We start from the raw sequence: 23,411 nt of genomic DNA, 5'->3' as shown, positions 1-23,411 counted from the left end.
CGCGGGTCCGCTGGATTCGGTCTTTGGGAAAGGGATTGCATCGAAGCTCCGTGGGCGGATGTTGAGCGAATGAAGGTCGGCGCGGTTTTGAAGATGCTGCATCGTGACGGCTGGACGCTCATCGTCACGCGGGGGGCTCATCGGCAATTCAAGCACCCGACCAAGCCGGGGCGGATCACGGTTTCCGGGAAACCGGGCGATGAACTCCCACCGGGGACGCTGAACAGCATTCTCGAGCAGGCGGGCCTGAAGCAGTGAGCACGACCATGAGACGGTTTGCGATCGTGATCGAGAGAGCCGATTCGAATTACGCGGCCTACGTCCCCGACTTGCCGGGCTGTGTCGCCACGGGGGAGACGGCCGAGGAGGCGGAGCGGCTGCTCAGGGAGGCGATTGAGCTGCACGTGGAGGGGATGAGGGAGGATGGCGTGCCCATCCCGGAGCCGTCGAGCACGGTGGAGTATGTGGAGATCGACGCCTGAGCAAGACGGGGGCGGGACGGGGTGGCGGTCGGCCGTCGTGGACAAAACGGGCGGGGCGTCTATATCATCCGAGGGGGAAATGACGGGAGCCGGCGCTGCCCCTTTGGATTGATCAACGAGCCTTGAGGACGGACGGGGACGAACGTGGCCACTCAGACCGAATCGGACGACGCGGTGTCGGCGCCGGAGATCGACAAGTCGGGGCATCGGGTGCGCTCGATGTTCGCGTCGATCGCGGGGAAGTACGACCTGCTGAATCACCTGCTGAGCCTGAATATTGATACGCTCTGGAGGCGGTTCACCGTCAAGACGGTGCCGCCGGAAGCGGGGGTGCCGGTGCTCGATTGCTGCACGGGGACGGCGGACCTGGCGCTGGCCTACGACAGGGCGGCGGGGGGGAAGACGAAGGTCGTCGGGTCGGACTTCTGCCGGGAAATGCTGCTGATCGGCAACGAGAAGGCGAGGAAGCGGGGGGCCGACGGGCGGGTGACGTTGATCGAGGGGGACACCCAGCGGTTGCCGTTCCCGAGCGACGGGTTCGGCGTGGTGACGGTGGCGTTCGGCCTGAGGAACGTGAGCGACACGGCGAAGGGGCTGGACGAGATGATCCGGGTCGCCAGGCCGGGGGGGAAGGTGGCGATCCTGGAGTTCTCGAGGCCGAGGGGGCCGGTGCTGGGGAGGTTGTATCTGACCTTCTTCAAGCATGTCCTGCCGAAGGTGGGGCAGACGATCGCGCCGAATCAGTATAATGCGTACAAATATCTGCCCGAGACGGTGATGCAGTTCCCCGACGGGCAGGAGATGCTCGATTTGATGGCGTCGCGGGGCCTGGTCGAGACGGTGCAGCATCCGTTGACGTTCGGGATCGCGACGTTGTACGTGGGGACGAAGCCGTGAGCCGGGCGGAGGGGCCCCTTCCGATCGTCCTGGGGATCACCGGGGCGAGCGGGGCGCCGTATGCGGTGAGGCTGCTGCAGGTGCTGTGCGGGTCGGGCAGGACGGTGCACCTGGCGATCAGTTCGAGCGGCGCCCATGTGATGAGGGAGGAGACGGGGATCGCGCCGGGGCAGTCGGCGTCGCGGTTCGACCCGGGGGTGTTCGGCGACCTGGGGCCGGGGCGGGTGGTCTTCCATCATCACGCGGACTTCACGGCGGGGATCGCGTCGGGGTCGTTCCCGACGGGGGGGATGGTGGTCTGCCCATGCAGCATGAGCACGTTGGCATCCATTGCGCACGGGGTGACGACGAACCTGATCACGAGGGCGGCGGATGTTCATTTGAAGGAGCGTCGCAAGTTGATCGTGGTGCCGAGGGAGACCCCCTTGAACCTGATCCACCTGGAGAACATGGCCGCGTTGACGCGGGCGGGCGGGGTGGTCTTGCCGGCGATGCCGGGGTGGTATCACAACCCGAGTTCGCTGGAGGACCTGGTGAATTTCGTGGTGGGGCGGATCTGCGACCAACTCGGCGTGGGGAACGACCTGATCGAGCGTTGGGGATACGGCGGGAAGCCGCCGGCGGGGCGGGACGATTGATCGGAATGCGAAACCGATGAGCACTGATGCACGTTCGACCGGCGTCTGGGCGAAGCTGGCGGACATCCTGGGGATGATCCGGTTCAGCCATACCCTGTTCGCGCTGCCGTTTGCCCTGCTGGGGGCGGCGATGGCGGTGCTGGATCCGCGAGGGGGGGCGGACGCGGGGCCGAAGGAATGGATCGGGATCCTTTTGTGCATGGTGACGGCGCGGTCGGCGGCGATGGCGTTCAATCGCCTGGTCGATCGGCGGATCGACGCGAACAACCCGAGGACGGCGACGAGGCACCTGCCGAGCGGGAGGCTCTCGGTGCGGTCGGTCGCGGTGTTCACCGTGGTGAATGCCGTGCTGTTCATCGGGGCGACGGCGTTGTTCCTGCCGGAGAATCGGTGGCCGATGGTGCTGTCGGTGCCGGTCTTGCTGTGGTTGCTCGGGTACTCGTATGCGAAGCGGTTCACGAGCCTGGCGCATTACTGGCTGGGGGCGGCGCTGGCGATGGCGCCGATCGCGGCGTGGATCGCGCTGCGGGGGGACCTGGACTGGCCGCCGGTGTTGCTGGGGGTGGTCGTGCTCTGCTGGGTGGGCGGGTTTGATATTATTTATGCGTGTCAGGACGCGGGCTTCGACCGGTCGAGTGGGTTGAGGAGCATCCCGTCGCGGCTGGGGATCGCGGGGGCCTTGCGGCTGGCCGCGGCGAGTCACGCGGCGATGGTGGCGGCGCTGGTGGCCCTGGGGCTGAGCGTGCCGGCGTTCGGGGTGATTTACTGGGCGGGCGTGGCGGTGGTGGCGGCCTTGCTGGTGTATGAGCATGCGATCGTGCGTCCCAGCGACCTGGGGCGGGTGAACGTGGCGTTCTTTCAGGTGAATATCGGGATCAGCCTGGGATTGCTGGCGGTCGGGGTGGTGGATCTCTTGGTCTGACCGTCCCCGGAGGGAGGTTGAGATGATCGTCCTTGAGGGCGGCACCGACGCAGCTTCGATGGTCCTGTTCGACCCTGAGGTGTTTCCCGAGGGGTATGACGATACAGACGACCCCATGGACGCGATCGAGCAACTCGATGAGATGCGGCGGCTCGTCTGGATGAATACCGCGGCCGATGGCGGTTACAGTCTGGGGCTCTGCACCGACGGCGTCTTGCCCGAAGGACTCGCTCCCCATGCCAGGGCCTCGGAGTTCTGCGGCGGCGGGATCGAGGTGCCGGGCGGGGAACTGGTCTTCGCGGGGATCGAGTACACCTTTCGTCACGATGATTCGTTCCTCCGCAAGCATCGTCATATGGGAGAGCGTTGCGAGATCCCTGCGGGATCCTATGCGATCACGCTGTATGAGATGGACTACCCGGAAGGGTTCCTCGGGGGCCGGCTGGCGGAACGGCTCACGGACGCGCAGCGGTTCCAGCACTCGTTAATGAATCGGCTCGCCCCGATCGGCTGCCTGGCGGCGCTCGTGGCCGTGGGACTGCTGGCGAGCCTGGTCGTCGTCGGGCCGGGTCGCTGGAAGGCGGTGGCGCTCGCGGTGGCGGCCGCACTGATCGCCCCGGCGTTGATCCTCGGGCGGCTCCGGCCGTACCGCGAGGCCAGGAGGGTGCAGCGGGAGGTCGAGCGGTTGTATCCGGACTACGTCGCGGCGCTGGAGCGGATCGGACCCTGAGCCGGGTGGGGCACGGCATCCATCCGTGATAAACTCGGGGATCGTGCGAACCCGGAGGCGGCGAAGCCGACGGGAACCCCCGCATGCTCGACCCGGAGCCGTGATGATGAACGAAATGCAGCCCCGCCTGGGGACTCGACTGACGATCACCCTCCTGTTTTTCCTCGTCCTCGTCCCGACCCGTTCGGAGGCCCAGGACGAGGGGCATCCGCCGAGTGACGAGCAACTCGCCGAGATTCGGGAGAAGACGGCGAGGCTGGCCGAGCAGCTTGATCGGCTGGAGGAGGCGTTGACCCCCGAGCAGAAGGAGTTGGGGGACGCGCTGGCCGATGTGGAGGTCTTCCACAAGGCGGCGGAGTGGATCGTGCGGCATGGGGAATATTTCGAGGAGGATTCGGCGCGGTGGACGATCGAGGCGCTCGATCGGGGCCTCGAACGGGCGGGGCGGGCGATCGAGGGGGATCGGCCGTGGGAAGCGTCGGCGGGAGGGGTGGTCAGGGGGTATCGGTCGCTCGTGGATGGGTCGGTGCAGCCGTATGCGGTGTATCGGCCGGAGGGGCTGGATCGGTCGAAGCGGGTGAGGCTCGATGTGGTGTTGCACGGGAGGAACGCGCGCTTGAATGAAGTGAGGTTCATTCGGGATCACGACGGGAAGGTTGCGCCGGAAGGATTGAGCGATCGGATTGTGTTGCACGTGTATGGGCGCGGGAATAATGCGTATCGGTGGGCGGGGGAGTCGGACGTGTTCGAGGCGATCGACGCTGTGCGCCGGACCGAGCGGATCGATCCGGAGCGGATCGTGTTGCGGGGGTTCTCGATGGGAGGGGCCGGGGCCTGGCACCTGGGGTTGCACCACCCGAGCACCTGGGCGGGGGTCGAGGCGGGGGCGGGATTCAGCGAGACGATCAGGTATGCGAGGCAGACGGATCTGCCCGAGTATCAGCGCAAGGGATTGCACATTTACGACGCGGTGGATTACGCGCTCAATGCGTTCAACGTGCCGATGGTCGGCTACGGGGGGGAGGAGGACCCGCAGTTGCAGGCGTCGGAGAACATCGTGCAGGCGCTGAATGAGTTGGGGTTCGCGACCACGACCGAGGGCTTGCAGACGCGGGCCGAGGGGCTGGATTTCCTCCGGGTGGTGGGGGCCGGGATGGGGCACCGGGTGGACCCGGCGAGCAAGGAGGTGATCGACGCGTTTTTGGATGAGCATGCGAGCCGGGGGGTGGATTACGATGCGCCCCGGGTGCGGTTCGTGACGTATACGACCCGGTACAACCGGGCGGCGTGGATTCAGGTGGAGGAATTGCTGGAGCATTACCGGCGGGCCACGGTCGATGCGGAGGTGGACCCGGACGACCGCGACGTGGTGGAGATCGCGACCGAGAACGTGGCGGTGCTGGCGGTCGAGCGGCAGGTGGCGGAGCGCGCGAGGATCGACGGGGTGACGCTGCCGCTGTCGGATGCGGGGGGGAACCTGTTGCCGCATACGTACTATCGGCGCGAGGGGGAGAACTGGATCGTGCTCGATTACGAGCAGTCGCGGGCCGTGCAGTTGAATACGAGGACGCGCAAGCATCCGGGGCTTCAGGGGCCGATTGACGATGCGTTCATGGGGCCGTTTTTGTGCGTCAGGGGGACGGGGACGCCGTGGAATCCGGCGGTCCAGGACTGGGCCGATGCGCGCTTGGAGCGGTTCGCGGCGGATTGGGACCGATGGATGCGGGGGGACCTGCCGGTCAAGAATGACACGGAGGTGACGGCCGAGGACTTCAAGCGGTCTCACCTGATCCTGTTCGGCGACCCCGGTTCCAATCGCTTGATGGGACAACTGTTGCCGAGGCTTCCGGTGTCGTGGACGCGCGATCGGGTCGGGTTCGCGGAGGCGAAGGGGGCGGCCGATCATGCACCGGCCTTGATCGTGCCCAATCCGGTGAGCTTGACCCGGTACGTGGTGATCAACAGCGGGCACACGTTCGGGGCCGACGCGTTCCGGGGGACGAATGCCCTGCTCTTCCCGAGGCTCGGGGATTATGCGGTGTTCCGGATCGGGGACGGTGGGGAGGGAGAGGTGGTGGCGTCGGGATTCTTTGATGAGGGGTGGAAGGTGAAGGAGGAGTGAGGCGAGCATCAGACGGATGCTCGGGCGAAGCGGTCCTGGCCCCTCCGGCCGCGATCACTGGGACGGGGGGCTAGGTTCGGATGGCGGGGCGTGGCGTTCGGGGCACAGCCCCCTCACCCGGCCTGACGGCCACCCTCTCCCCCAGAGGGGCGAGGGTTGGGAACACCGCGGCTCGTTCTGTCCGAGAGCGTCGGGTCCGGTAGGGTGTCGTCGAGTCTTCGAAGACGCACCGATCCGGGATCGAAGGCCGGAGGGGCGTCTTCGAAGACTCGACAGCACCCTACGACCGAATCCCGTCTGAATCGGTGGGTTCACGGTGATTCGGCGGGTGCCCCGGGTTCCGCGCAGCGGACCCCGGGCGGAGTCGCATGGGCCCACCGCCACTCGGCCCGGGGTCCGCTGCGCGGAACCCGGGGCACCCGGAGCCCACGAGGTTTGACGGGAAGCGGTAGTCCAAGAAGCGTCATAATCCGGCGAGGGCGGGTGATCGTTGCTCAGCGGACGACGGTGGCGAGGGCGGGGACGTCGATGTGCTCGCCGGGCCACCAGCGGGGGCCGTCGCGCTCGATGCGGTGGTAGAGGGTGTCGCGTTCGACGGGGTCGCGGCCGGCCTCGGTGATGAGGCGGCGGATCTCGTCGATGGTCATCTCCTCGGGGGTCTCGGCGCCGGCCTCGTGGTAGATGGTCTCGTGCACGACGGTGCCGTCGAGGTCGTCGGCCCCGAAGGAGAGGGCGACCTGGGCGGTCTTGATGCCGAGCATGATCCAGTAGGCCTTGATGTGCGGGAAGTTGTCGAGCATCAGGCGGCTGATGGCCATGGTCTTGAGATCCATCACGCCGGAGGGCTTGGGGATCTCGTCCATCCGGGAGTTGTCCGGGTGGAAGGCCAGGGGGATGAAGGTCTGGAAGCCGCCGGTCTCGTCCTGCAGCTCGCGGAGGCGGATCATGTGGTCGATCCGGTGCTCGGGGCGCTCGATGTGGCCGTAGAGCATGGTGGCGTTCGAGTGCAGGCCCAGCTGGTGGGCGGTGCGGTGGACGTCGAGCCAGGTCTCGGTCGAGGCCTTCGCGCCGCAGATCTTGTCGCGGACCTCGGGGTGGAAGATCTCGGCCCCGCCGCCGGGCAGGCTGCCGAGGCCGGCGTCGAGCAGGCGCTGGAGGATGTCACGGAGGGACGAGCCGCGCTCGATCTTGCGGAACCACTCGTACTCGACGGCGGTATACGCCTTGACGTGGATCTCGGGGGCGGCCTCCTTCACCCAGCGGACGACGTCGACGTAGTACTGGAAGGGGAGCTTGTGGTGCAGGCCGCCGACGATGTGCAGCTCGGTGGCGCCTCGGGCGTGGGCCTGCTCGGCCCGCTCCTTGATCTCGGATTCGCCCATGGTGTAGGCGCGTTCGTCGTTCAGGTCGGCGCGGAAGGCGCAGAAGTCACATTTATAGACGCAGACGTTGGTGGGGTTGATATGCGTGTTGACGTTGTAATACGCGTAATTGCCGTTGTAGCGCTCGCGGACGAGGTTGGCCAGCTCGCCGATCGTGAACAGGTCGTTCGAGGCGTAGAGGGCCAGGCCGTCGTCGAAGCTCAGGCGACGGCCGGCTTCGACCTTCTCGCGGATCTCCAGCAGTCGGGGGTCGTCGGTCGCCATGCGAGGGGGTCCAGGTTTGTTGAGGAAGTTCGTCCCGGGAGGCCCGGTTTCGTCAGTAAGTTTAGTCGGAATTGAACGGACCATCAAGGCGCGGTTCGAAGGGGGGAGCGGGGCAATGGGGAGGGGAATTGCGCGCAGAGACGCAAGAGGCGCGGAGAGGAGGAGAGGCGAGGAAGAAACGATTCGGATGAGGGCCAGGTGGTTTCGAGGCTGGGTTTCCGAGGCTCGGCGCGAGGTCGCAGTCCCCGGCTTCGGCGGCGCGTTTTGATCGGGGGGATTGATGGGCGGCTGGCACTGGGTCTGCAGGGAATTGTCAGGGGTGCGAGGTCGGAGAGATCGAGACACCCCTGCGGGCGTCGAGCCGGCCCGTCGAGCCGATTCGAACCCCCGAGACCGGGCGGAGGACCCTGACGATGGCGAAATCAGAGAAGGCCAAAGTTGAGCTGCTGGAGGGAGGAGACATCTTCTTCCTGTACCGGCCGGGGGTCGAGGAATCGGACCCGGAGGGGCTGGAGGACATCCAGCGGGTGATGATGGTCTTGCATCCGAGGAAAGCCAGGCGCTATCGGGTGATCACCCTGGGCCGCAAGACGATGCCCGAGCTGGAGGACGGCGGCTCGCGCCACTGGGCGTTCGTGTCGAAGATTTGCGCGAATCGGGACGAGGCGCACGAGGAGTTCGCCGCGGAGACGTACGAGACGAAGACCCGAGGGACCCGGCATCAGCCGGCGGCGCGGCCGGCCGGCGAGGGGGTGTATGCGATCGTCCGGCACGGCGATCATACGCACCTGGCCTATGCGCTCGAGCTGCCCGAGCAGCCCGGGGCGGTGCAGAACGAATTGAACATCCAGCCCGAGGCCAGCTACATCCTCTCGGTGAAGAACCCGGAGGCGTCGTCGCCGAAGGGGGCGGGGCTGTCGGAGTCGCGGCGGGCCGATTTTCCCAAGACCTTGCAGAAGCGGTTCGACGGCAGGCGCTTCGTCGCGGTGGATCCGCCGTCGTTCCTGAACCACGAGGGGGCCGAGCTGATGCTGATCGGCGCCCACGACGACGTCTCGGAGGAGCTGGGGATCGACCTCGACCCGCAGGAGGAAGACGTGGATCGGGCCGAGGTGATGCGCGAGCTGAAACTGCAACGGTCGCCGAAGATGGTCAGGCCGCTGGTGGAGGGCCGGTGGACGTGAGGCCGATCGGGCGAGATCGGCCCGGATGATCAATCGGGGGACGGAGCCGCCTCCTAGAAGGGGAGTAGGGAGGCGGCCCGGAGTTCCTGCTCGGTGCGCTCGACGAGGCCGCAGGAGACGAGGGCGCGGATGTGCTTGCAGCCGAGCGGGTCGAGCCCGTCGCGGCGGTAGATGAAGTCGGGGCAGTCGCAGGTCAGGCCGTGATGGGCCTGGGAGACGTCGTAGCGGGTGCCGTCGGGCTTGGTCAACTGGAAGGCCCGGCGCGCGAGGACCGGGTCGGCCAGGACCGGCCGGACGTGGTACGGCGTGCTGCCGATCGTTAAATAAAGCTGAGCGATGTGTCCCTTCGCTGCGACGGGACGGTGATCGCCCCGGGTCGCGGTCAGTGATCGAGCCATGGCCGCCTGCTCCTCGCCTCGCCGTGATGCCCAAGTTTACGCGCGATGTACGCCTGTATTGTATACGAGGCGGAGGGGGGTGCAAGTTCGTTCCGGCCCGGAAATTCGATTGAATTGACAGGGGGAGCGGGGCCGCTAGAATCGTCGTCGGAACAAAGTCGGATGGGCGGAGGCGTGCCGGGTGTGCGTTGGCCCGCGCGAACCAGGAGGGGAACGGGCCTGATCGGGCTTTCTGGGAAGCGATCGGGGCCGGGCCAGATGATCGAGATGGCCGGGAGGGTGCCCGATGGGCCGAGTCCGAGCAGGTGTCCCGGGTCTTCGGCTCGCGGTGCGATTGGCGGCGCTGTTGGGCGTGATGGTGTCGATCGCCTGGGCGCAAGAGCAAGAGCAGCCGCAAGAACCCGGGCCGATCGGGCCGGACGATCCGGTGGCCGAGGCGGTGGTGGACGGCCTGACCGGGTCGCCGATCGGGGCGGACCCGGAGGACCCCGATGCGGCCGGAGTCGACGCCGAGGAGGCCGCGCCGGTGGGGACTTCGAGTGTCCTGTCGCTGCTCCGAAGCGTCAACCCGATGCTGATTCCCCTGGTCTTGTGCTCGGTGGCCACGCTCGGCTTCACGCTGGAGCGGATGGTGGCCCTGAGGCGGGCCCGAGTAATCCCGAGGGACTTCGTCGAGCGGTTTTTGGAGCGGCTGTCCTCGGGGAAGCTCGATCGGGACCGCGCCGCCGAGCTCTGCCGGGCGCACGAGAGCCCGGTGGCCCGGATCTTCGGCCATGCGATCCGCTACTGGGGGCAGCCGGCGACGGCGATCCGGCAGGCGGTCGAGGCCGACGCGGCGTCGGAGATCGCGGACATGAAGCGCAACGTGCGGGTGCTCAACGGCACGGCGACGCTGGCGCCGCTGCTGGGATTGCTGGGGACGGTGGTCGGCCTGATCGAGGCGTTCGACGCGCTGGGGGGCCCGGCGGTCCAGGATGCCTCGCGGGGGCAGGCGCTGGCCAACGGGATCAGCCTGGCGTTGGTGGCGACGGCGTTCGGGCTGGCGATCGCGATCGTCTCGGTGATTGCTTATTATTACCTCTTGAGCCGGGTCGACCGGCTGGTGCGGGATCTGGACGAGCAGGTGAGGCGGGTGATCGAGCTGGTGGCGGCCGAGTCGTGGGCCGGGAACGATCGGCGGGGGATGCCGGGCCTGACCGCCGCCGAGCGTGCCCGCCCGGAGTCACGCGCCCTGTGAGGCGGGGGTGGCCCGCGATCGGGGACGGTCTTGCCCTTTTTGATTCGCCCCGCGTCCTGTTGACGAGACTTCGAGGCCGAGACGGAGCCGAGGCCCCTCATGCTGGGTGATGGACAGAACGCCGAGGAGATGCCGTTCATCAACATGACGCCCATGGTGGATGTCATCCTCTGCCTCTTGATCTTCTTCATGGTCGCCTCCAGGCTGTACGATTGGGACGACCTGCAGTTCCAGGTCCGGGTGCCGGAGGTCGGCGACGCCTCCCCCCTGACCGCCGCGCCCGAGGACATGAGGCTGACGGTGATCGAGCCGGGCCGGGTGGCCGTGGGGGGCGAGGAGTACGACCTGGAAGGGCTCCGCGAGGTGCTGGAAGAGGCCCGGGCGAACTACGACGAGCAAGGGGTGCAGATCCGGGGGGACGCGGCCCTGAGCTTCCAGGACCTGGCCGACGTGCTGTCGAGCTGCGACGCGGCCGGCATCAAGAACGTCTCGCTGCTGGTGCGGCCCCGGCCGGACGCGGCCCCCTCGGACGGCCTGAATTGGATTGAAGGGACACGAAGGGAATGAACCCGATCGGGTGAACTCGGGATCGAGTGGACTCGATCCGACCGATCGCGAGCGATGCCGGGGGCTTGCTTCCGCTCTTGTTGCTCGGCCTGGGCGTTTTCGTTTCGTCTCGTTGAGGAGTCTTGCCCGCACATGGCATCGCACGACGTTCCCGCCCCCGTGGCGACCGAGGCCGCGCAACCGGTCTCGAAGTGGGCCCTGCATCGGCGGTTGTACAACTGGGTCCTGAGCTGGGCGGAGACGCGCTACGGCCTGCCGGTCCTGATGGCCATCTCGTTCATCGAGAGCAGCGTCTTCCCGATCCCGCCGGATGTCCTGCTCATCCCCCTGGTGCTGGCCGCGACGACGCGATGGATACGGCTGGCGTTCTGGTGCACGGTCGCCTCGGTGCTGGGCGGGATGTTCGGGTATGCGATCGGCTATGCCGCCTGGGAGACGGTGGGGGTCTGGATCGTCGAGAACCTGGCACACGTGGAGCTGGTGACGGTCGACGGGCGTGACGACATCGCGATGCCCGGCTACCTGATCAGGTCGATCGGGGCCGATCGGCTGGGCGGGGAGTACCTGTTCCAGGTGTATGACCACTGGAACGCCTGGATCGTGTTCATCTTCGGGCTGACCCCCCTGCCCTACAAGCTGGTGACAGTGACGGCCGGGGTGGCGCAGGTGAACCTGATCGTCTTCACGCTGGCCTCGATCGCCTCGCGGGGGCTCCGGTTCTTCGTGGTCGCCTGGATCATCAAGACGTGGGGGCCGCCGGCCCGGGTGTTCGTGGAGAAGTACTTCAACCTGCTGGCCGTGCTGTTCGTGGTGCTCCTGGTCGGCGGCTTCGCGGTGCTGAAGTTCGTGCTCTGAGGGGCGAAACCGCAGCTCACTCGAACGGAGTCTCCGCGTTGGGGCCGGTGTCAGGTCCAAAGGGCAGGACGGCTCCGGTCCCGTTCGCCCGAGGCTCCGTCGCGTGGCCCTGCCATGTCGGTCCCGGAATCCGACAAGGACCCCGGGGCGGGCTCCGGCCACGGGTCGTCCCGGTTCGGGTTGCTCTGCCGTTCTTGATGTGGTATTCGGCTCGTCGGATGTTCTTGTCCGGCGGTCTGGACCCCGCGCTCGTCCGAGCAAGGGCATTTACCGGAGATCGGGAGGGCGATTCATGCAGGCCGAGAGCAGGATGCCCAAATCGCGTCGGGGCGGGCGATGGACCCACGTCGGTTGGGGGGTCGTCTTCGTCGCGATCTGTCTCGCGCCGCATGGCCTCCGCCTCGCTAGCCCGAGCCTCTATTCCGACGACGTGATCCGCGTCGGGGCCGCTCGGGTCATGGCGCCGAGCGAGGTCCTCGCCTCCCCTTTCAACGAGCACGTGGCTCCGTTTTTCAACCTCGTGACCTTGGTCGCGTGGGCATGCACCGGCGGCCACCTCGAGGCGGCGCCGATGGCCTACACCGTGGCCTCGCTGATCCCCTTCGGCCTCTGCGCGGCGGGCCTCGGCGTGCTGATCCGGTTTGAGACCGGTTCATCGGCCACCGCCCTGGTGGTCTCGGCCTGGTTCGCGCTGTCGACGGTCCACCTTGAGGCCGCCTGGTGGTATTCGGCGAGCAGCTTCTCCTGGGCCTTGTTCTGGACCCTGGCGACCTGGATGGGGGCCCGGGCGGCGGCGAGGCGGCCGAGCCGCCCCCGGCTCGTTGTTACGGCCGTGGCGGCTTGCCTCGCCCCGATGTGCTCGGCGATCGGCGTGCTTGCCGGCCCGATCGGGTCGCTGAGGTCGTTCTCGGGCAGTCGGGAGGGCCGCCCTCCCCTTCAAGTCGCGACGCTCGCGGCGGTCCCGATGCTGGGGACCTTGGCCTATTTTCTGGGCGTCCGCCTGCTCGGCTCCCAGGATTCGATCGCCGAAGGCATCCGGGCGAACGGGCAGTTCGCCCGGGGTTTCCGGCTCGCCTGCCAGGCCCCCGCAGGGGTCCTCCTGCCCCGGACGCTCGGCCTCGGCGACGTCGTCGGCGACCTGCCGACCGGCGTCGCGATGGCACTCGGTTTGATCGGGCTGATCGCGGCCATCGGCCTCGCTCGGAGAGCTCCTCGACGCCCCCTGATCGTGGGAGGACTCGCCCTTCTCCTGGGCGGATATGCCCTCACATACGGCTTCCGCTCGATCGAGGAGCCGAGATGGCTCTTCGCCGTCCAGCGCTACCACCTCTTTCCCCTGGCCGGCCTGCTGCTGGTGACCGCCCCCCTGCTGCGAGAGATGCTGCATCGGTTCGATCATCGGCCCGGGAGGGCCTTGCGGGCGGCGGGCTGCATCGCCCTCTGTCTCCTCTTCTTGAACATCGGGTCGTTCGGCAAGGGCCTCGCGGCGTATCGGTTCGCGGCGCAGGCTGAGACGCTCTCCGCGGTCGTCCGGCTCGAAGCCCTGTGCCGACGCGAGGGGATCTCGCGGGATCAGGCCCTCTCGACGCTCGGCCCGATCCGGCCAAGATGGTATCCCAACGCATGGGGCGGCGCCCTGGAGCTCATGGGTCCGACGGTCGCGAGCCCGGTCGTGTCGGACGCGATGGTCGGCGACGTGTTGCGCTCATGCCTGAGCCTTGACGATCTGGAGGCCCTCTGCGGCGGCAAGGACGTGACCGAGGCCCTCCGCCCCGCTCCCGATCCCCGGGGCGATGGTCGGACGACGCCGGCCGTCGGACGGAGGGTCGACTCTCACCGGATTGAGCCGTCTGAATCGACGGACACCGGGCTGTCGCTCGGCTGGCCTTCGTACGTGGACTACGAGTTCCCGCGACGGCTCGGGGACCTGTCAGCGCCGATCATCCTGGAGTTGCCGGCGTGGTCGCGGGTCGGCAGGGGCTCGCTTTGGTGGTCGGGAGACGGCTCGGACTGGTCCGAATCGCGGAGCATCTGCTGGAACCGCCCGGCGGGGGACCTCCGGGATCGGCTGATCCTGGCCCTCGATGAGGTCCCGCATTGGAGCTTCGGGCGTTCGAGATACATGCGTGTCGTCATAGCCACCCCGGGCCCGCTCAGGATCGGTCCACCGAGATTCTCCGAGCACGGAGACTGACGAGTACGATCAAGGGGTCGTACGCCAGTCCGCCGCTCCAGGGGAAACCCTCCGAGTTTTCGTCGTCGCGGCTTGTCGGTTGGGATACGTAGCTCCCCCTTGAATCAAAGGATTCAGGGTCCATGAGAATATTGACGGCCACGGATATCGGCATTTGTCCTTAAATTCGTTAAAAAATTTTCCATTCTTGCCAGTACCCAAATAGGTCTGCTTTACTATACAGTGTGTCTACCGTACAGGATGCCTCGTGTAGCAAAACAAGGAAATAAGGCAGATATCACCATGATCAGATACTCAATCAGAATAATCATCGCGCTGACGCCTATAATACTCTAATTTACCTCGACAGGAGTGGGGTTCGCGCAGTCGAATAACAACAATCCGGGCCCAAGCCACGTTGCGACGCCGATCACGAACGGCGTTGTCACATTGAGGTCGTCGTCATATGAAGCAGGAGCAATTAGCTCACTGGTTTGGAACGGAAAACAGTTTATCAATCGATGGGATCACGGGAGGCAACTGCAGGTTGCTTACCAACTCAACGGGTCTGGCGAATGCAACAATCCCACGGAAGCCGGTAGTAACTGGGACGGGCGAAAGCTTTCGACGTCCAGTTTCCTAGAGTATTACGCGGTTTCGGGCAATGTGTTGCAATCCCGATCTCGGCCAGCTTTTTGGCTGAGACCAGGGGAATCGAATGGCTATTGCATTGCTGAGAATAATACAGTTCGCTCCAATGACACAATCTTTAAGCAGGTTACGGTTGGTATGCCGCCGGAGCCCGCATTCAACTACCCTGGAGATCCGAAAGTTGTCCGATTCGAAGTTGTCATAACATTGTCGCAAGCTGTTACTCATATGGCCAATTTCAGCCCAATAGGTTTTCTCAACCGCGAATTCAGTGAATTCTACACTTACGATCCTGCTTCGGACAACCTGGTGACTATAGGCGTTCCGGTCAACTCGTGGCCTCCTCTCAGTTCACTTCCCATGATCCTTTCCACATCCAACGGCCAATTTGCTTTGGGTTTCTACGCCCCTTGGCCCCAAGGCGTGTCTACAAACCCCAATATTGGAAGCAGCTTGAATTACAATTACTACAAGTACGTGCACAATACAAATATTGCCTCAAGCACTAATGCGTGTGGGCCTCTCTTTGTGCTTGGTCCTAAAGGATCGAATGGTAATCCCACAAATAGTTGTTGTATGCCGATTGATAGTTATTATTTCAGGAGTTATGTCGCAGTTGGAACTTTGCAGGAGGTTCGCCAGTCGATTCGACTTCTACATTCAAAACCAAGTTGAAGATCAACTGTTGCTTTAGACAGTTCCAAACTAACCTGGTGGTGTCCGGCAGTTATTGAATGAGATTCTAGCGATGAGTAGGCTGGTCGTCCAGGATTAGACTCGTCGATACAGACCGATCTCGGATGCGCCATGCCCACGGACGACCTCGCCCGCTTCTGCTGCCAGAACCCCGACTGCGTCGCCTACGGACGGAGGGACCGGGGGAATATCCTCGTCATCGACCACTTCGGCAAGGCCCGGCACCGGCTGCTCTACTGTCGGGATTGCAAGGCCCGCTTCTCCGAGTTCAAGGGCACGCCCTTCTTCAACTCCAAGCTGCCGCACGACAAGGTCCTGGCGGTGCTGCAGCACCTGGCCGACGGCTGCGGCGTCCGCCAGACCGCACGGCTGGTGGGGGTCAACAAGGATACCGTCACCCGGCTGGCCCTGCTGGCCGGCCGGCACGCGGAGGACACCCACGACGAGGTCGTGGCTTTTTCCCCCCGAGACCCGCGAGGTCCAATTCGATGAGAAGTGGTCGTTCGTCGCCAAGAAGCAGAAGAACTGCGATCCCGCGAATCCCGAGGACGACCACCGCGGCGACTACTGGGATTACGTGGCGTTCGACCCCGAGCACAAGCTCGTCCTGGCAGTAGTCCCCGGGGCACGGACAGAGGAGAATGCCCGCGCGATCGTCGCGGAGGTAGAGCAGCGGGTGGGCTGCGAGCCGCCGCCATTGATGACCAGCGACGAGTACCCGGCCTACGCGACGGCGATCGAGGAGGTCTTCAGCGAGCCGGTGCCCGCACCGCCGCGACGCCCACCGGGGCGGCCGCGCGTCGTGCCCGAGCGACGGCTGCCGGACGAGGTGATCTACGCGACCGTGCACAAGCACCGGGAGAACAATCGCGTCGTCGCCGTGGAGCAGAGGCAGGTCTTCGGGGCGCCGAAGGGCCTGAAGGCCGCGCTGGGCGAGTCGGCGGCGAGCCACCGGGTCAACACCTCGTTCGTCGAGCGGCAGAACGCGACCGACCGGGGCCGTAACGCCCGGAAGTCCCGCAAGACGTACCGGTTCAGCAAGGACTGGCGGGTCCATGAGGCGATGACCTACCTGACGCTGTACAGTGCCAACTTCTGCTGGTGTGTCCGGACGCTACGAGTCAAGGATGGGTACGGGCGCTGGCAGGAGCGATCGCCGGCACTGGCGGCAGGACTGACCGATCACGTATGGACCTGGGCAGAATGGTTCAACCGGCCGGCTGTTCAGTCAACGTAGGACACCACCACTAACCTTGGTGTGCAGTTTTAAGACTATCAAATTGGCTTGAGTTGGAATACATGGTCGGGGCGATCCGCTGGCCAGCCGGAATGCTCATAGGGGTATCGCCTCGGCCGTTATCCTCGCTCCCAAGGCTGATTGACGGCATCTGTGGATGCCGTCAATCAGAATAGGTCGAGTTGCGAGGCGCCGAGGTAGCCGCCGGCGAAGATGAGGCCGAGCATCGAGATCCAGAGCAGGATGTCCCAGAGTTTCCCGGCCGTGACGCGGGGGTCGGATCTTCGGTAGCGGAGGAAGACGGCGGCGGAGGCGATCAGGGGGAGGGTGATCGCCTGCATCAGGCCGCCGAGCGTGACCATCCGCACGGGGCTGCCGAGGCCCATGTAGAGCAAGAGGCCGAAGATGGGCAGGGCCACGCAGAAGAAGCGGACCCACTTGCGGCGGTATTCCTCGGAATCGCTCGGGTAGTAGCCGCAGACGCGGAGGAAGTCGGCCAGCAGGCGGCCGGTCCCGGCCGTGGCGGCGAAGAGGGTCGAGTAGAGCACGGCGATCGCGCCGAGGACGAGGAACCACCTGGCCGCCGTCGGGCCGAGGGCCGGCTCGTACATCTGCACGAGGGTGAGGATCATCTCGTCGACCCGATCGGGCAGGCCGCCGGCCTCGGTCTGGTTGTGCAAGACGGCCGCGCCGAGCAGGAAGAAGGCGACGGTGGCGATGGTGTAGACGACCATGCTGATCCAGGCGTCGAGCTGCATGACCCGCATCCAGCCGCGGGCGCGTCGCGTCCAGGCGGCCGAGTCGTCCCGGGGGCCGGTCGACCGGGCGTAGCCTTTCTCCATGCACCAGTAGGGGTAGCTGAGCAGCTCGGTCGCGCCGACGCCGGTGATGCCGAACATGGCCAGGGCGGCCATGATGATGGTCGGGTCGTTGGGGATGCGGAAGGTGAGCCCCTCGGCGAGCTGGTCCCATCGGATCGCCACGTCGGGCGGCAGGAGGAGGACGCAGAGGACGGTCATCAGGGTGAAGACGGCGACGAAGGCGGTCATCGTGCGCTCGACCAGGCGATAGCTGCCGGTCCAGAGCATCCCGGCGGTCAACGCGGTGACGAGCACCCCCCAGAATAATTCGGGACGTTCATTGAGGCCGAGGCTGCCGCCGAGCAGGACCGTGACGCGCGGCAGGATCATCGACGCGGCCTGGCCGATGCCGGCGATCATCGCGCCGATCTGCAATTGCGTGACCAGGAGCATGACCGCGCACCACCAGACGAGCAACGGCCCCGGCCCCGGCAGGGATCGGAAGCCGGAGAAGGTCGTCTGGCCGCTGGAGACGGCGAAGCGGCCCAGCTCGACCTGCACGAAGACCTTGATGAAGCAACTGATGATGACCAGCCAGAGGATGACGAATCCGGCCTTCGCCCCGGCGTGGGTGGTGGCGATCAGCTCGCCCGTGCCGACGATCGCCGCGGCCAGGATCAGGCCGGGGCCGATCTGCCGGAGCGCCTTGCCGAGCGTCGGGGGCGGTTCCTGGATCTGATCGACCTGGCCGAGGCGTGGGTCGTCGACGGCGGGGGCCGGGGAATTCGTGCGGCTCATGGGATCGGCCAAGTCCGGGGAGAGCGGATTGGATCGGTTCGGAGGTCATCGTAAAGGCACCGCGGGGCGCCCGCAACCGCCCAGCAAGGGTTGAGGGATGGGGGGCGGAATCGGGCGCAGAGACGCGGAGACGCGGAGAGCGATGAGGAGGAGGGACAGAGGAGCGAACGTCTTGCGACGACTGGACTCATCGCCTGGGACTCGGCGAGGCGACTCGGGTTTCGCGCTCCGGCCTCGGTTGCCGGAGCGAGCGGGGCGAGGAGGATCATCCGGTTCGCGATGGGTGGAAGGTGGAGGGAAGAAACGACAGGGAAGGCCGGCGTCGGGACGTGGCAATCGTCGCGGTTCGGGGCGATCGCCGCTTGCCAGGAGCCGGGACAAGGGGGGAGAATACGCGGAGGAAGTGTCCCGGTGTTCGGGAAGGGCCGTGCCGCGTCGCGCCGTCCGGGCCGGGTTCGATCTCGGTCGATTCGCCACCAATCAACAGCCCCGAGAGGACCGATGAACGACGCGAACGTTTCGGATCGCGCCGTCGATGACTCGGCGTTTGAGGAACTCGACCACGCCCTGACCGACGAGGGGGCGACCGCGGCGATCGACCGGCTCATCACGCGGCTCGATCGCGGCGAGGAGCCCCGGGCCCTGCTCGACGCCCTGCTGTTGAAGGCCCGGCTCGACCTGGGATTGCCCGCGGTCTACTCGGGGATGTTGTCGAGCCTGCCCGAGCCGACCCGGACCCGGTACGAGGACCGCTACATCGAGGCCCTGCGGACGGTCGGCCGGAAGCGTCTGGAGGCCGGCGACCTGATCGGCGCGTGGCCGTATTTCCGGACGATCGGCGAGAAGGAGCCGGTGGCCGAGGCGATCGAGCAGGTGGACCCGGCCGCGACCGACGGCCAGGTGCTCGGGCAGATCATGGAGCTGGCGCTCCAGCACGGGGTCCACCCGGTCCGGGGGTTCGAGCTGGTCCTCGTCTCCTACGGCCCCTGCTCGGCCATCACGGCCTTCGAGCACCTGCCCGCCGACGAGGCGACCCGCCGGCCCTGCGCCGATCGCCTGGTGCGGTACCTGCACGAGCAGTTGCGGGCCACGCTGGCGGCCGAGATCGAGCGATCGGGGCGCCCGAAGCCGGCCGACGGGGCGACCATCGCCGAGCTGGTGGGGGCGAATCCGTGGCTGTACGACGACGACGCTTACCACATCGACACGTCGCATCTGGCGGCGGTCGTGCGGATGAGCCCGTTGCTCCAGGACCCGGAGGCGATCCGGCAGGCGGTCGGCCTGACCGAGTACGGCCGTCGGCTGAGCGATCGGCACCGCTACGAGGGGGACCCGCCGTTCGAGCAGCTTTACGAGGACCACGGGATTTACCTGCGTGCCTTGCTCGGCGAGGGGGTCGACGAAGCGATCGCCCACTTCCGGGCCAAGCTGGAGCCGGCCGACCCCGACGGCGACGACCTGGCCTCGACCCTGCCGGCCCAGATTTTGATCCGGCTGCTCGACCGCCTGGGGAGGCAGGAGGAGGCGATCCCGCTGGCGGCCGAGTATCTGCAAGGGGTGCCCGAGGGGTTGCTCCTCTGCCCCGGCCTGATGCAGCTCTGCCAGGCGAGCGGGCGGCCGGACCTGCTGGCCCGGCATGCGCGGTCGGGGGGCGACCTGGTGTCGTACCTCGCGGCCAGGGTGCTGGCCTCGTCGGCCGAGGCGGATGGCCCGGCGTCGACGGCCCGGTGACGCGGTTTCGCAACGCAGGAACGACCACGAGGGGAGGCTCGATGTCCGGGAAAGACCCCGATGCCCGCGAAGTCGACCGCGTCGATGCCCTGGTGACGGCCGCCGATTCGGCCCGGATCGACGAGCTCCTGGAACGCTGCGTCGAGGGCTCGCGCTGGATGACCCACATCCGGACGGCCGACGTCGAGGCGAGGGTGATCCGCCGTCACCCCCTGGCATCGATCAGCGAGCGCGATTGCACCTGCGTGCGGCTATTGCTGGATCTGCCGGTGCCGGTCGAGCCGGGGCTTCGGTTCCGGATCACCGACGTGGACGACCCGAGCCTGGAGGCCGCGGCCATCGTCAGGCCGTGGGGATCGACCTGATGGGATAGGTCGGAGTCGCGTCTACCCGCTTCAAACCTCCCACCTTTTTGACTTTCGTTGAGAGACGAGCACCGATGACCGCAATTGCCCCCCCGATGGGTTTCGTCTGGTTGTTGACCCTGGCCATGCTTGGGGCCGAGGACAAGGCATCGCCGGCGCAAGATGATGGCGGCCAGACCCTGTTTGATGGCCGGTCGCTCGACGGCTGGGAGCGGTTCGGCGGGCAGAACGAGGGGGCGTGGACGGTCGAGGACGGCTGCATCGTCGTCGACGGCGAGCGAGGGGGCTGGATCGGGACCGAGCGGGATTACGCCGATTTCGTCCTGCGGCTGCAGTTCCGGATCGTCGAGCCGGGGAGCAACTCGGGGGTCTATCTGCGGGCGCCGGCCGACACGTCGCACATTTCCCGGACGGGGATGGAGATCCAGATCCTCGACGACGACCACCCGCGTTACGCGACGATCCAGCCGTGGCAGCGCACGGGGTCGATCTACCACGTGGCGGCGGCCGAACCGGGCCACCTGAAGCCGACCGGGGATTGGAACGCGATGGAGATTCGGGCGGAAGGGCCGCATGTGGTGATCAGGTTGAACGACGCGACGATCGTGGACGACCGGATCGACCGGCATCCGGAGCTGGACGAGGAGCACACGGGGTTGAAGCGCGAGGCCGGCCGGATCGGCCTCCAGTGCCACAACGGCCGGGTCGAGTTCCGGGAGGTTCGGGTCGAGGACCTGTCGGGCGAGTGACTTGAGCGGAAAGGGCCCCTGCCCTCTTGCGAGCGACGGGCGCGCCGTCTAGGCTTGCTCCGATCATGAACGAACCACCGTTGAAATCGGCGATCATTGGCGAATTCCTGGGCACGGCGTTGCTGGTCTTGCTCGGCAACGGCGTGGTGGGGTCGGTCGTCCTGCTGGACAAGCAGGCCGACTGGATCGTGATCACGACCGGCTGGGGCCTGGCGGTGATGCTGGGGATTTACCTCAGCGGCCGGCTCAGCGGGGGGCACATCAACCCGGCGGTGACGCTGGCATTGGCGGTCCGGGGGCAATTGCCCTGGCCCCGCGTGCCGGCGTACTGGGCCGCGCAGGTGGCGGGGTCGTTCGCCGGGGCGATGCTCGTCTACGTCGATTACGCCGAGGCGTTCCGGGCGTTCGAGGCGGCCAACGGGATCACCCGGGGGCGGCTCGTCGAGGGCCGATTGCAGGACCCGGCGGCGGGAGGGGCGGGGGTCTTCTTCACCGCCCCGGCGTTCGGCGTGACCTGGCGGTCCTTGTTCAGCGAGATCCTGGGGACGGCCGTCTTGCTGGTGGGGGTCCGGGCGCTCTCGGATCGGCGGAACACCCAGTTCCGCGACTACTTCGAGCCGATCCTGGTGGGACTGTTGGTCTTCTCGATCGGCCTGTCGCTCGGCGGCCTGACCGGATACGCGATCAACCCGGCCCGGGACCTCGGCCCGAGGATCGCCGCCGCGCTGCTCGGTTGGGGCCCGGCGGCGTTCGAGACGCACGGCTGGTACTTCTGGGTGCCGATCGTCGGGCCGCTCATCGGGGGCGTGGTCGGGGTCTTCGTCTACGACCTGCTGGTCCATCCGAACTTGCCGAGCAAGGACGAACCGACCCCGCCGGGGACGATCGTCAGTTAGTGGGTCGGCGGGCCGATCGGCTGCGGGCCGGGATCCGGGCAGTTGCTGAGGAACTCGGGGACCGAGACGCCGACGCCGGGCAGGGATTCCCAGCTCGGCAGGCCGGGGCGGGTCTGGACCATGTAGGCCCAGTGGCCGACCTGGGGCTGGCCGCTCGGGTTCGAGAACATCTGGTTCTCCATCGTCCACTGGCCGAACTTCGGCCTCATCCGGCCGATCCCCTGGGTGATGGTGGGGCTGGTCGAGTCGTCGGCGATCGTGAAATTGATCAGGACCCGGCCTTCCGGCGTCACCGATCCGACCATGGTCGAGCAGGTCGGCTCGGCGTCCTGGAGCTGGGAGACGGTCACGCCCCAGAAGTACCCGCCTCGGAACCCGGTGATGTGGAAGACCGTCTGGTCGGAGACCGGCAGGATGGCCTCGCTCGACGGGTCGTAGACGACCGCGGGCAGGTTCGCCGGGGGGACGTACCAGTAGGTGTCGGCCAGCCACGACCATCGTGAGGTGATCGGCGCGTGGTGCTGCTGCCGGGCCTCGGCCGCATGGTGTTGCCGGGCGGCGATGGCGGCCGCCTGCCGCTGGGCGAGGGCCTCGGCGAAGGGCCGGGCCGGGGTGACTCGGGCCTCGTGGACCAGGGCCGGAGGCTCCCGGAGGGGCGAGGGGCGGGCGGCTCGGCTCAGCAGGAGGCGGCCTTCGAGGGATTCGAGCGTCGGCGTGGTCGGGTTGGCTCGTCGTCGCGAGCGGCCGGGGCGGGGGTGATCCATGAGCGTGGGTGCCTTCACCAAGGTCAAGCGACGCGGGGTCGTGTGGCTCGGCCCGACCGACGGACAGACGGCGATCGTCCCGTCGAGCAGGGATCGGATGGGCGGGGAGCCGACCCGGAGCCCTGGTCGATGGGTGTCGATCCGTCGATAGCCAGGTTAAGCGTATCACACGATCCCCGGCGGCGCGTCGGCGGGCGCGGGCGCCCGCGGCGAGGCCGGCGCGGCGGGGGTCACTTCCAGCGCTGGACGATCCGCTCCAGGGCGGCGACGGCCTCGTGCAGGCGGTGCTCGTCCTCGGCGAAGAGGTCGCCGGTCTCCATGGGCATCCGGGAGACGCAGTGGGCGATCTGGTCGCGGGCGCCGAGCATCTGGGCGTACATCCGGTCGTACGAAGCGCGGTCGGGCGACTGGCCGAGCACGTCGAGCTTGCGGCGGGCCTCGGCGATGCGCTGATCCCAGTGCTCGAGGATCGCCTCCAGCTCGGGACGCTCCTTGACGTGGATCCGCTGCGGGTAGGAGGGGCTCTTCGGGAGCACCGGGCGGGACGGGTGTGCCGGGAGGATGTCGTAGCTCGGGGACACGGGAGGCTCCAGAACGCGGTTCGCCATCGAGACCATTGGAAACGGCGACGGGCCGGCGCGATGCGACGCGGCGCGGGACGCCCCGTCGATTGTATGATCGGCGGGCCGGGGCGCGAAGATCGTCGCCCGGTCGGTCGATCGCTCGGTCACTCGGTCGAACCGGCTGGGGACTTCGGGTCGCGTTGTCGGTCAAGTCGGTTGCGGATAGAATCCCGACCCGTCTCCCGCCCGAGCATCGCCAATCCATCCGAACTCCTCCCGGCCCGGGGGTTTTTGCCATGCGCCGATCGGT

At 66.9% G+C, this 23,411-nt stretch carries 23 protein-coding genes; 18 read left to right on the top strand and 5 right to left on the bottom strand.

Going from position 1 to position 23,411, the window contains the following annotated elements; genetic code table 11:
• Positions 1–69 precede the first annotated feature (69 nt).
• The 7 genes from AB1L88_RS21495 (at position 70) to AB1L88_RS21465 (ending at position 5,791) form a co-directional block, all read left to right on the top strand.
• Complete coding sequence (locus AB1L88_RS21495) at positions 70–258, top strand: type II toxin-antitoxin system HicA family toxin (protein ID WP_367098753.1); 189 nt, start codon at positions 70–72, stop codon at positions 256–258.
• Positions 259–266: 8 nt separating this feature from the next.
• Positions 267–482: a type II toxin-antitoxin system HicB family antitoxin gene (locus AB1L88_RS21490; protein ID WP_367098752.1), complete on the top strand. Its 216-nt coding sequence runs from the start codon at positions 267–269 to the stop codon at positions 480–482.
• Between the two features lie 144 nt (positions 483–626).
• Positions 627–1,379, top strand: a complete 753-nt coding sequence (ubiE, locus tag AB1L88_RS21485) for a bifunctional demethylmenaquinone methyltransferase/2-methoxy-6-polyprenyl-1,4-benzoquinol methylase UbiE (RefSeq protein WP_367098751.1) — start codon at positions 627–629, stop codon at positions 1,377–1,379.
• Positions 1,376–2,017: a flavin prenyltransferase UbiX gene (locus AB1L88_RS21480; RefSeq protein WP_367098750.1), complete on the top strand. Its 642-nt coding sequence runs from the start codon at positions 1,376–1,378 to the stop codon at positions 2,015–2,017. Before ubiE ends, AB1L88_RS21480 begins: the two co-directional genes overlap by 4 nt.
• Before the next feature lie 16 nt (positions 2,018–2,033).
• The gene (locus AB1L88_RS21475; protein WP_367098749.1) at positions 2,034–2,939 is read left to right on the top strand and encodes a UbiA-like polyprenyltransferase; all 906 of its coding nucleotides are present in this window, start codon (positions 2,034–2,036) and stop codon (positions 2,937–2,939) included.
• 22 nt (positions 2,940–2,961) lie between these two features.
• Positions 2,962–3,669: a hypothetical protein gene (locus tag AB1L88_RS21470; protein WP_367098748.1), complete on the top strand. Its 708-nt coding sequence runs from the start codon at positions 2,962–2,964 to the stop codon at positions 3,667–3,669.
• Between the two features lie 103 nt (positions 3,670–3,772).
• Positions 3,773–5,791 carry a prolyl oligopeptidase family serine peptidase gene (locus AB1L88_RS21465; protein WP_367098747.1) on the top strand — a complete coding sequence of 673 codons (2,019 nt, stop codon included), beginning with the start codon at positions 3,773–3,775 and terminating at the stop codon, positions 5,789–5,791.
• A 494-nt stretch (positions 5,792–6,285) separates the two neighbouring features.
• Here AB1L88_RS21465 and mqnE read toward each other — a convergent pair whose 3' ends face one another.
• Positions 6,286–7,437, bottom strand: coding sequence for an aminofutalosine synthase MqnE (gene mqnE / locus AB1L88_RS21460; RefSeq protein ID WP_367098746.1), 1,152 nt, complete (start codon positions 7,435–7,437; stop codon positions 6,286–6,288).
• Between the two features lie 413 nt (positions 7,438–7,850).
• On the opposite strand from mqnE, the gene AB1L88_RS21455 reads away from it, so the two are divergent.
• Positions 7,851–8,621, top strand: coding sequence for a hypothetical protein (locus AB1L88_RS21455; protein WP_367098745.1), 771 nt, complete (start codon positions 7,851–7,853; stop codon positions 8,619–8,621).
• A gap of 53 nt (positions 8,622–8,674) precedes the next feature.
• On the opposite strand, the gene AB1L88_RS21450 is transcribed toward AB1L88_RS21455, so the two are convergent.
• Positions 8,675–9,019: a hypothetical protein gene (locus tag AB1L88_RS21450; protein WP_367098744.1), complete on the bottom strand. Its 345-nt coding sequence runs from the start codon at positions 9,017–9,019 to the stop codon at positions 8,675–8,677.
• 286 nt (positions 9,020–9,305) lie between these two features.
• On the opposite strand from AB1L88_RS21450, the gene AB1L88_RS21445 reads away from it, so the two are divergent.
• From AB1L88_RS21445 to AB1L88_RS21420, 6 genes are all read left to right on the top strand, one after another.
• Complete coding sequence (locus tag AB1L88_RS21445) at positions 9,306–10,256, top strand: MotA/TolQ/ExbB proton channel family protein (RefSeq protein ID WP_367098743.1); 951 nt, start codon at positions 9,306–9,308, stop codon at positions 10,254–10,256.
• Between the two features lie 99 nt (positions 10,257–10,355).
• Positions 10,356–10,823 (top strand): biopolymer transporter ExbD, encoded by a 468-nt coding sequence (locus AB1L88_RS21440; protein WP_367098742.1) that lies wholly within the window; start codon positions 10,356–10,358, stop codon positions 10,821–10,823.
• A gap of 132 nt (positions 10,824–10,955) precedes the next feature.
• Positions 10,956–11,678, top strand: coding sequence for a YqaA family protein (locus AB1L88_RS21435; protein WP_367098741.1), 723 nt, complete (start codon positions 10,956–10,958; stop codon positions 11,676–11,678).
• 310 nt (positions 11,679–11,988) lie between these two features.
• The gene (locus AB1L88_RS21430; protein ID WP_367098740.1) at positions 11,989–13,872 is read left to right on the top strand and encodes a hypothetical protein; all 1,884 of its coding nucleotides are present in this window, start codon (positions 11,989–11,991) and stop codon (positions 13,870–13,872) included.
• Positions 13,873–15,309: 1,437 nt separating this feature from the next.
• Positions 15,310–15,690 carry a helix-turn-helix domain-containing protein gene (locus AB1L88_RS21425; RefSeq protein ID WP_367098739.1) on the top strand — a complete coding sequence of 127 codons (381 nt, stop codon included), beginning with the start codon at positions 15,310–15,312 and terminating at the stop codon, positions 15,688–15,690.
• A 205-nt stretch (positions 15,691–15,895) separates the two neighbouring features.
• Positions 15,896–16,435: a hypothetical protein gene (locus tag AB1L88_RS21420; RefSeq protein WP_367098738.1), complete on the top strand. Its 540-nt coding sequence runs from the start codon at positions 15,896–15,898 to the stop codon at positions 16,433–16,435.
• A 167-nt stretch (positions 16,436–16,602) separates the two neighbouring features.
• Here the strand turns inward: AB1L88_RS21420 and AB1L88_RS21415 are convergent, their stop codons facing one another.
• Positions 16,603–18,033, bottom strand: coding sequence for an Nramp family divalent metal transporter (locus tag AB1L88_RS21415; protein ID WP_367098737.1), 1,431 nt, complete (start codon positions 18,031–18,033; stop codon positions 16,603–16,605).
• 501 nt (positions 18,034–18,534) lie between these two features.
• On the opposite strand from AB1L88_RS21415, the gene AB1L88_RS21410 reads away from it, so the two are divergent.
• The 4 genes from AB1L88_RS21410 (at position 18,535) to AB1L88_RS21395 (ending at position 21,774) form a co-directional block, all read left to right on the top strand.
• Complete coding sequence (locus tag AB1L88_RS21410) at positions 18,535–19,764, top strand: hypothetical protein (RefSeq protein WP_367098736.1); 1,230 nt, start codon at positions 18,535–18,537, stop codon at positions 19,762–19,764.
• A 41-nt stretch (positions 19,765–19,805) separates the two neighbouring features.
• The gene (locus tag AB1L88_RS21405; RefSeq protein WP_367098735.1) at positions 19,806–20,129 is read left to right on the top strand and encodes a hypothetical protein; all 324 of its coding nucleotides are present in this window, start codon (positions 19,806–19,808) and stop codon (positions 20,127–20,129) included.
• A gap of 74 nt (positions 20,130–20,203) precedes the next feature.
• The gene (locus AB1L88_RS21400) at positions 20,204–20,878 is read left to right on the top strand and encodes a DUF1080 domain-containing protein (RefSeq protein WP_367098734.1); all 675 of its coding nucleotides are present in this window, start codon (positions 20,204–20,206) and stop codon (positions 20,876–20,878) included.
• Positions 20,879–20,943: 65 nt separating this feature from the next.
• The gene (locus AB1L88_RS21395) at positions 20,944–21,774 is read left to right on the top strand and encodes an MIP/aquaporin family protein (RefSeq protein WP_367098733.1); all 831 of its coding nucleotides are present in this window, start codon (positions 20,944–20,946) and stop codon (positions 21,772–21,774) included.
• Here AB1L88_RS21395 and AB1L88_RS21390 read toward each other — a convergent pair.
• Positions 21,771–22,538, bottom strand: a complete 768-nt coding sequence (locus AB1L88_RS21390) for a hypothetical protein (protein ID WP_367098732.1) — start codon at positions 22,536–22,538, stop codon at positions 21,771–21,773. The two genes, AB1L88_RS21395 and AB1L88_RS21390, sit on opposite strands and share 4 nt — an antisense overlap.
• A 230-nt stretch (positions 22,539–22,768) precedes the next feature.
• Positions 22,769–23,119, bottom strand: coding sequence for a hypothetical protein (locus AB1L88_RS21385; protein WP_367098731.1), 351 nt, complete (start codon positions 23,117–23,119; stop codon positions 22,769–22,771).
• Between the last annotated feature and the right edge of the window lie 292 nt (positions 23,120–23,411).

Source organism: Tautonia sp. JC769 (genome assembly GCF_040717455.1).
Classification (GTDB): Bacteria; Planctomycetota; Planctomycetia; order Isosphaerales; family Isosphaeraceae; genus Tautonia.
This window is presented reverse-complemented; position numbering and strand designations above follow the sequence as displayed.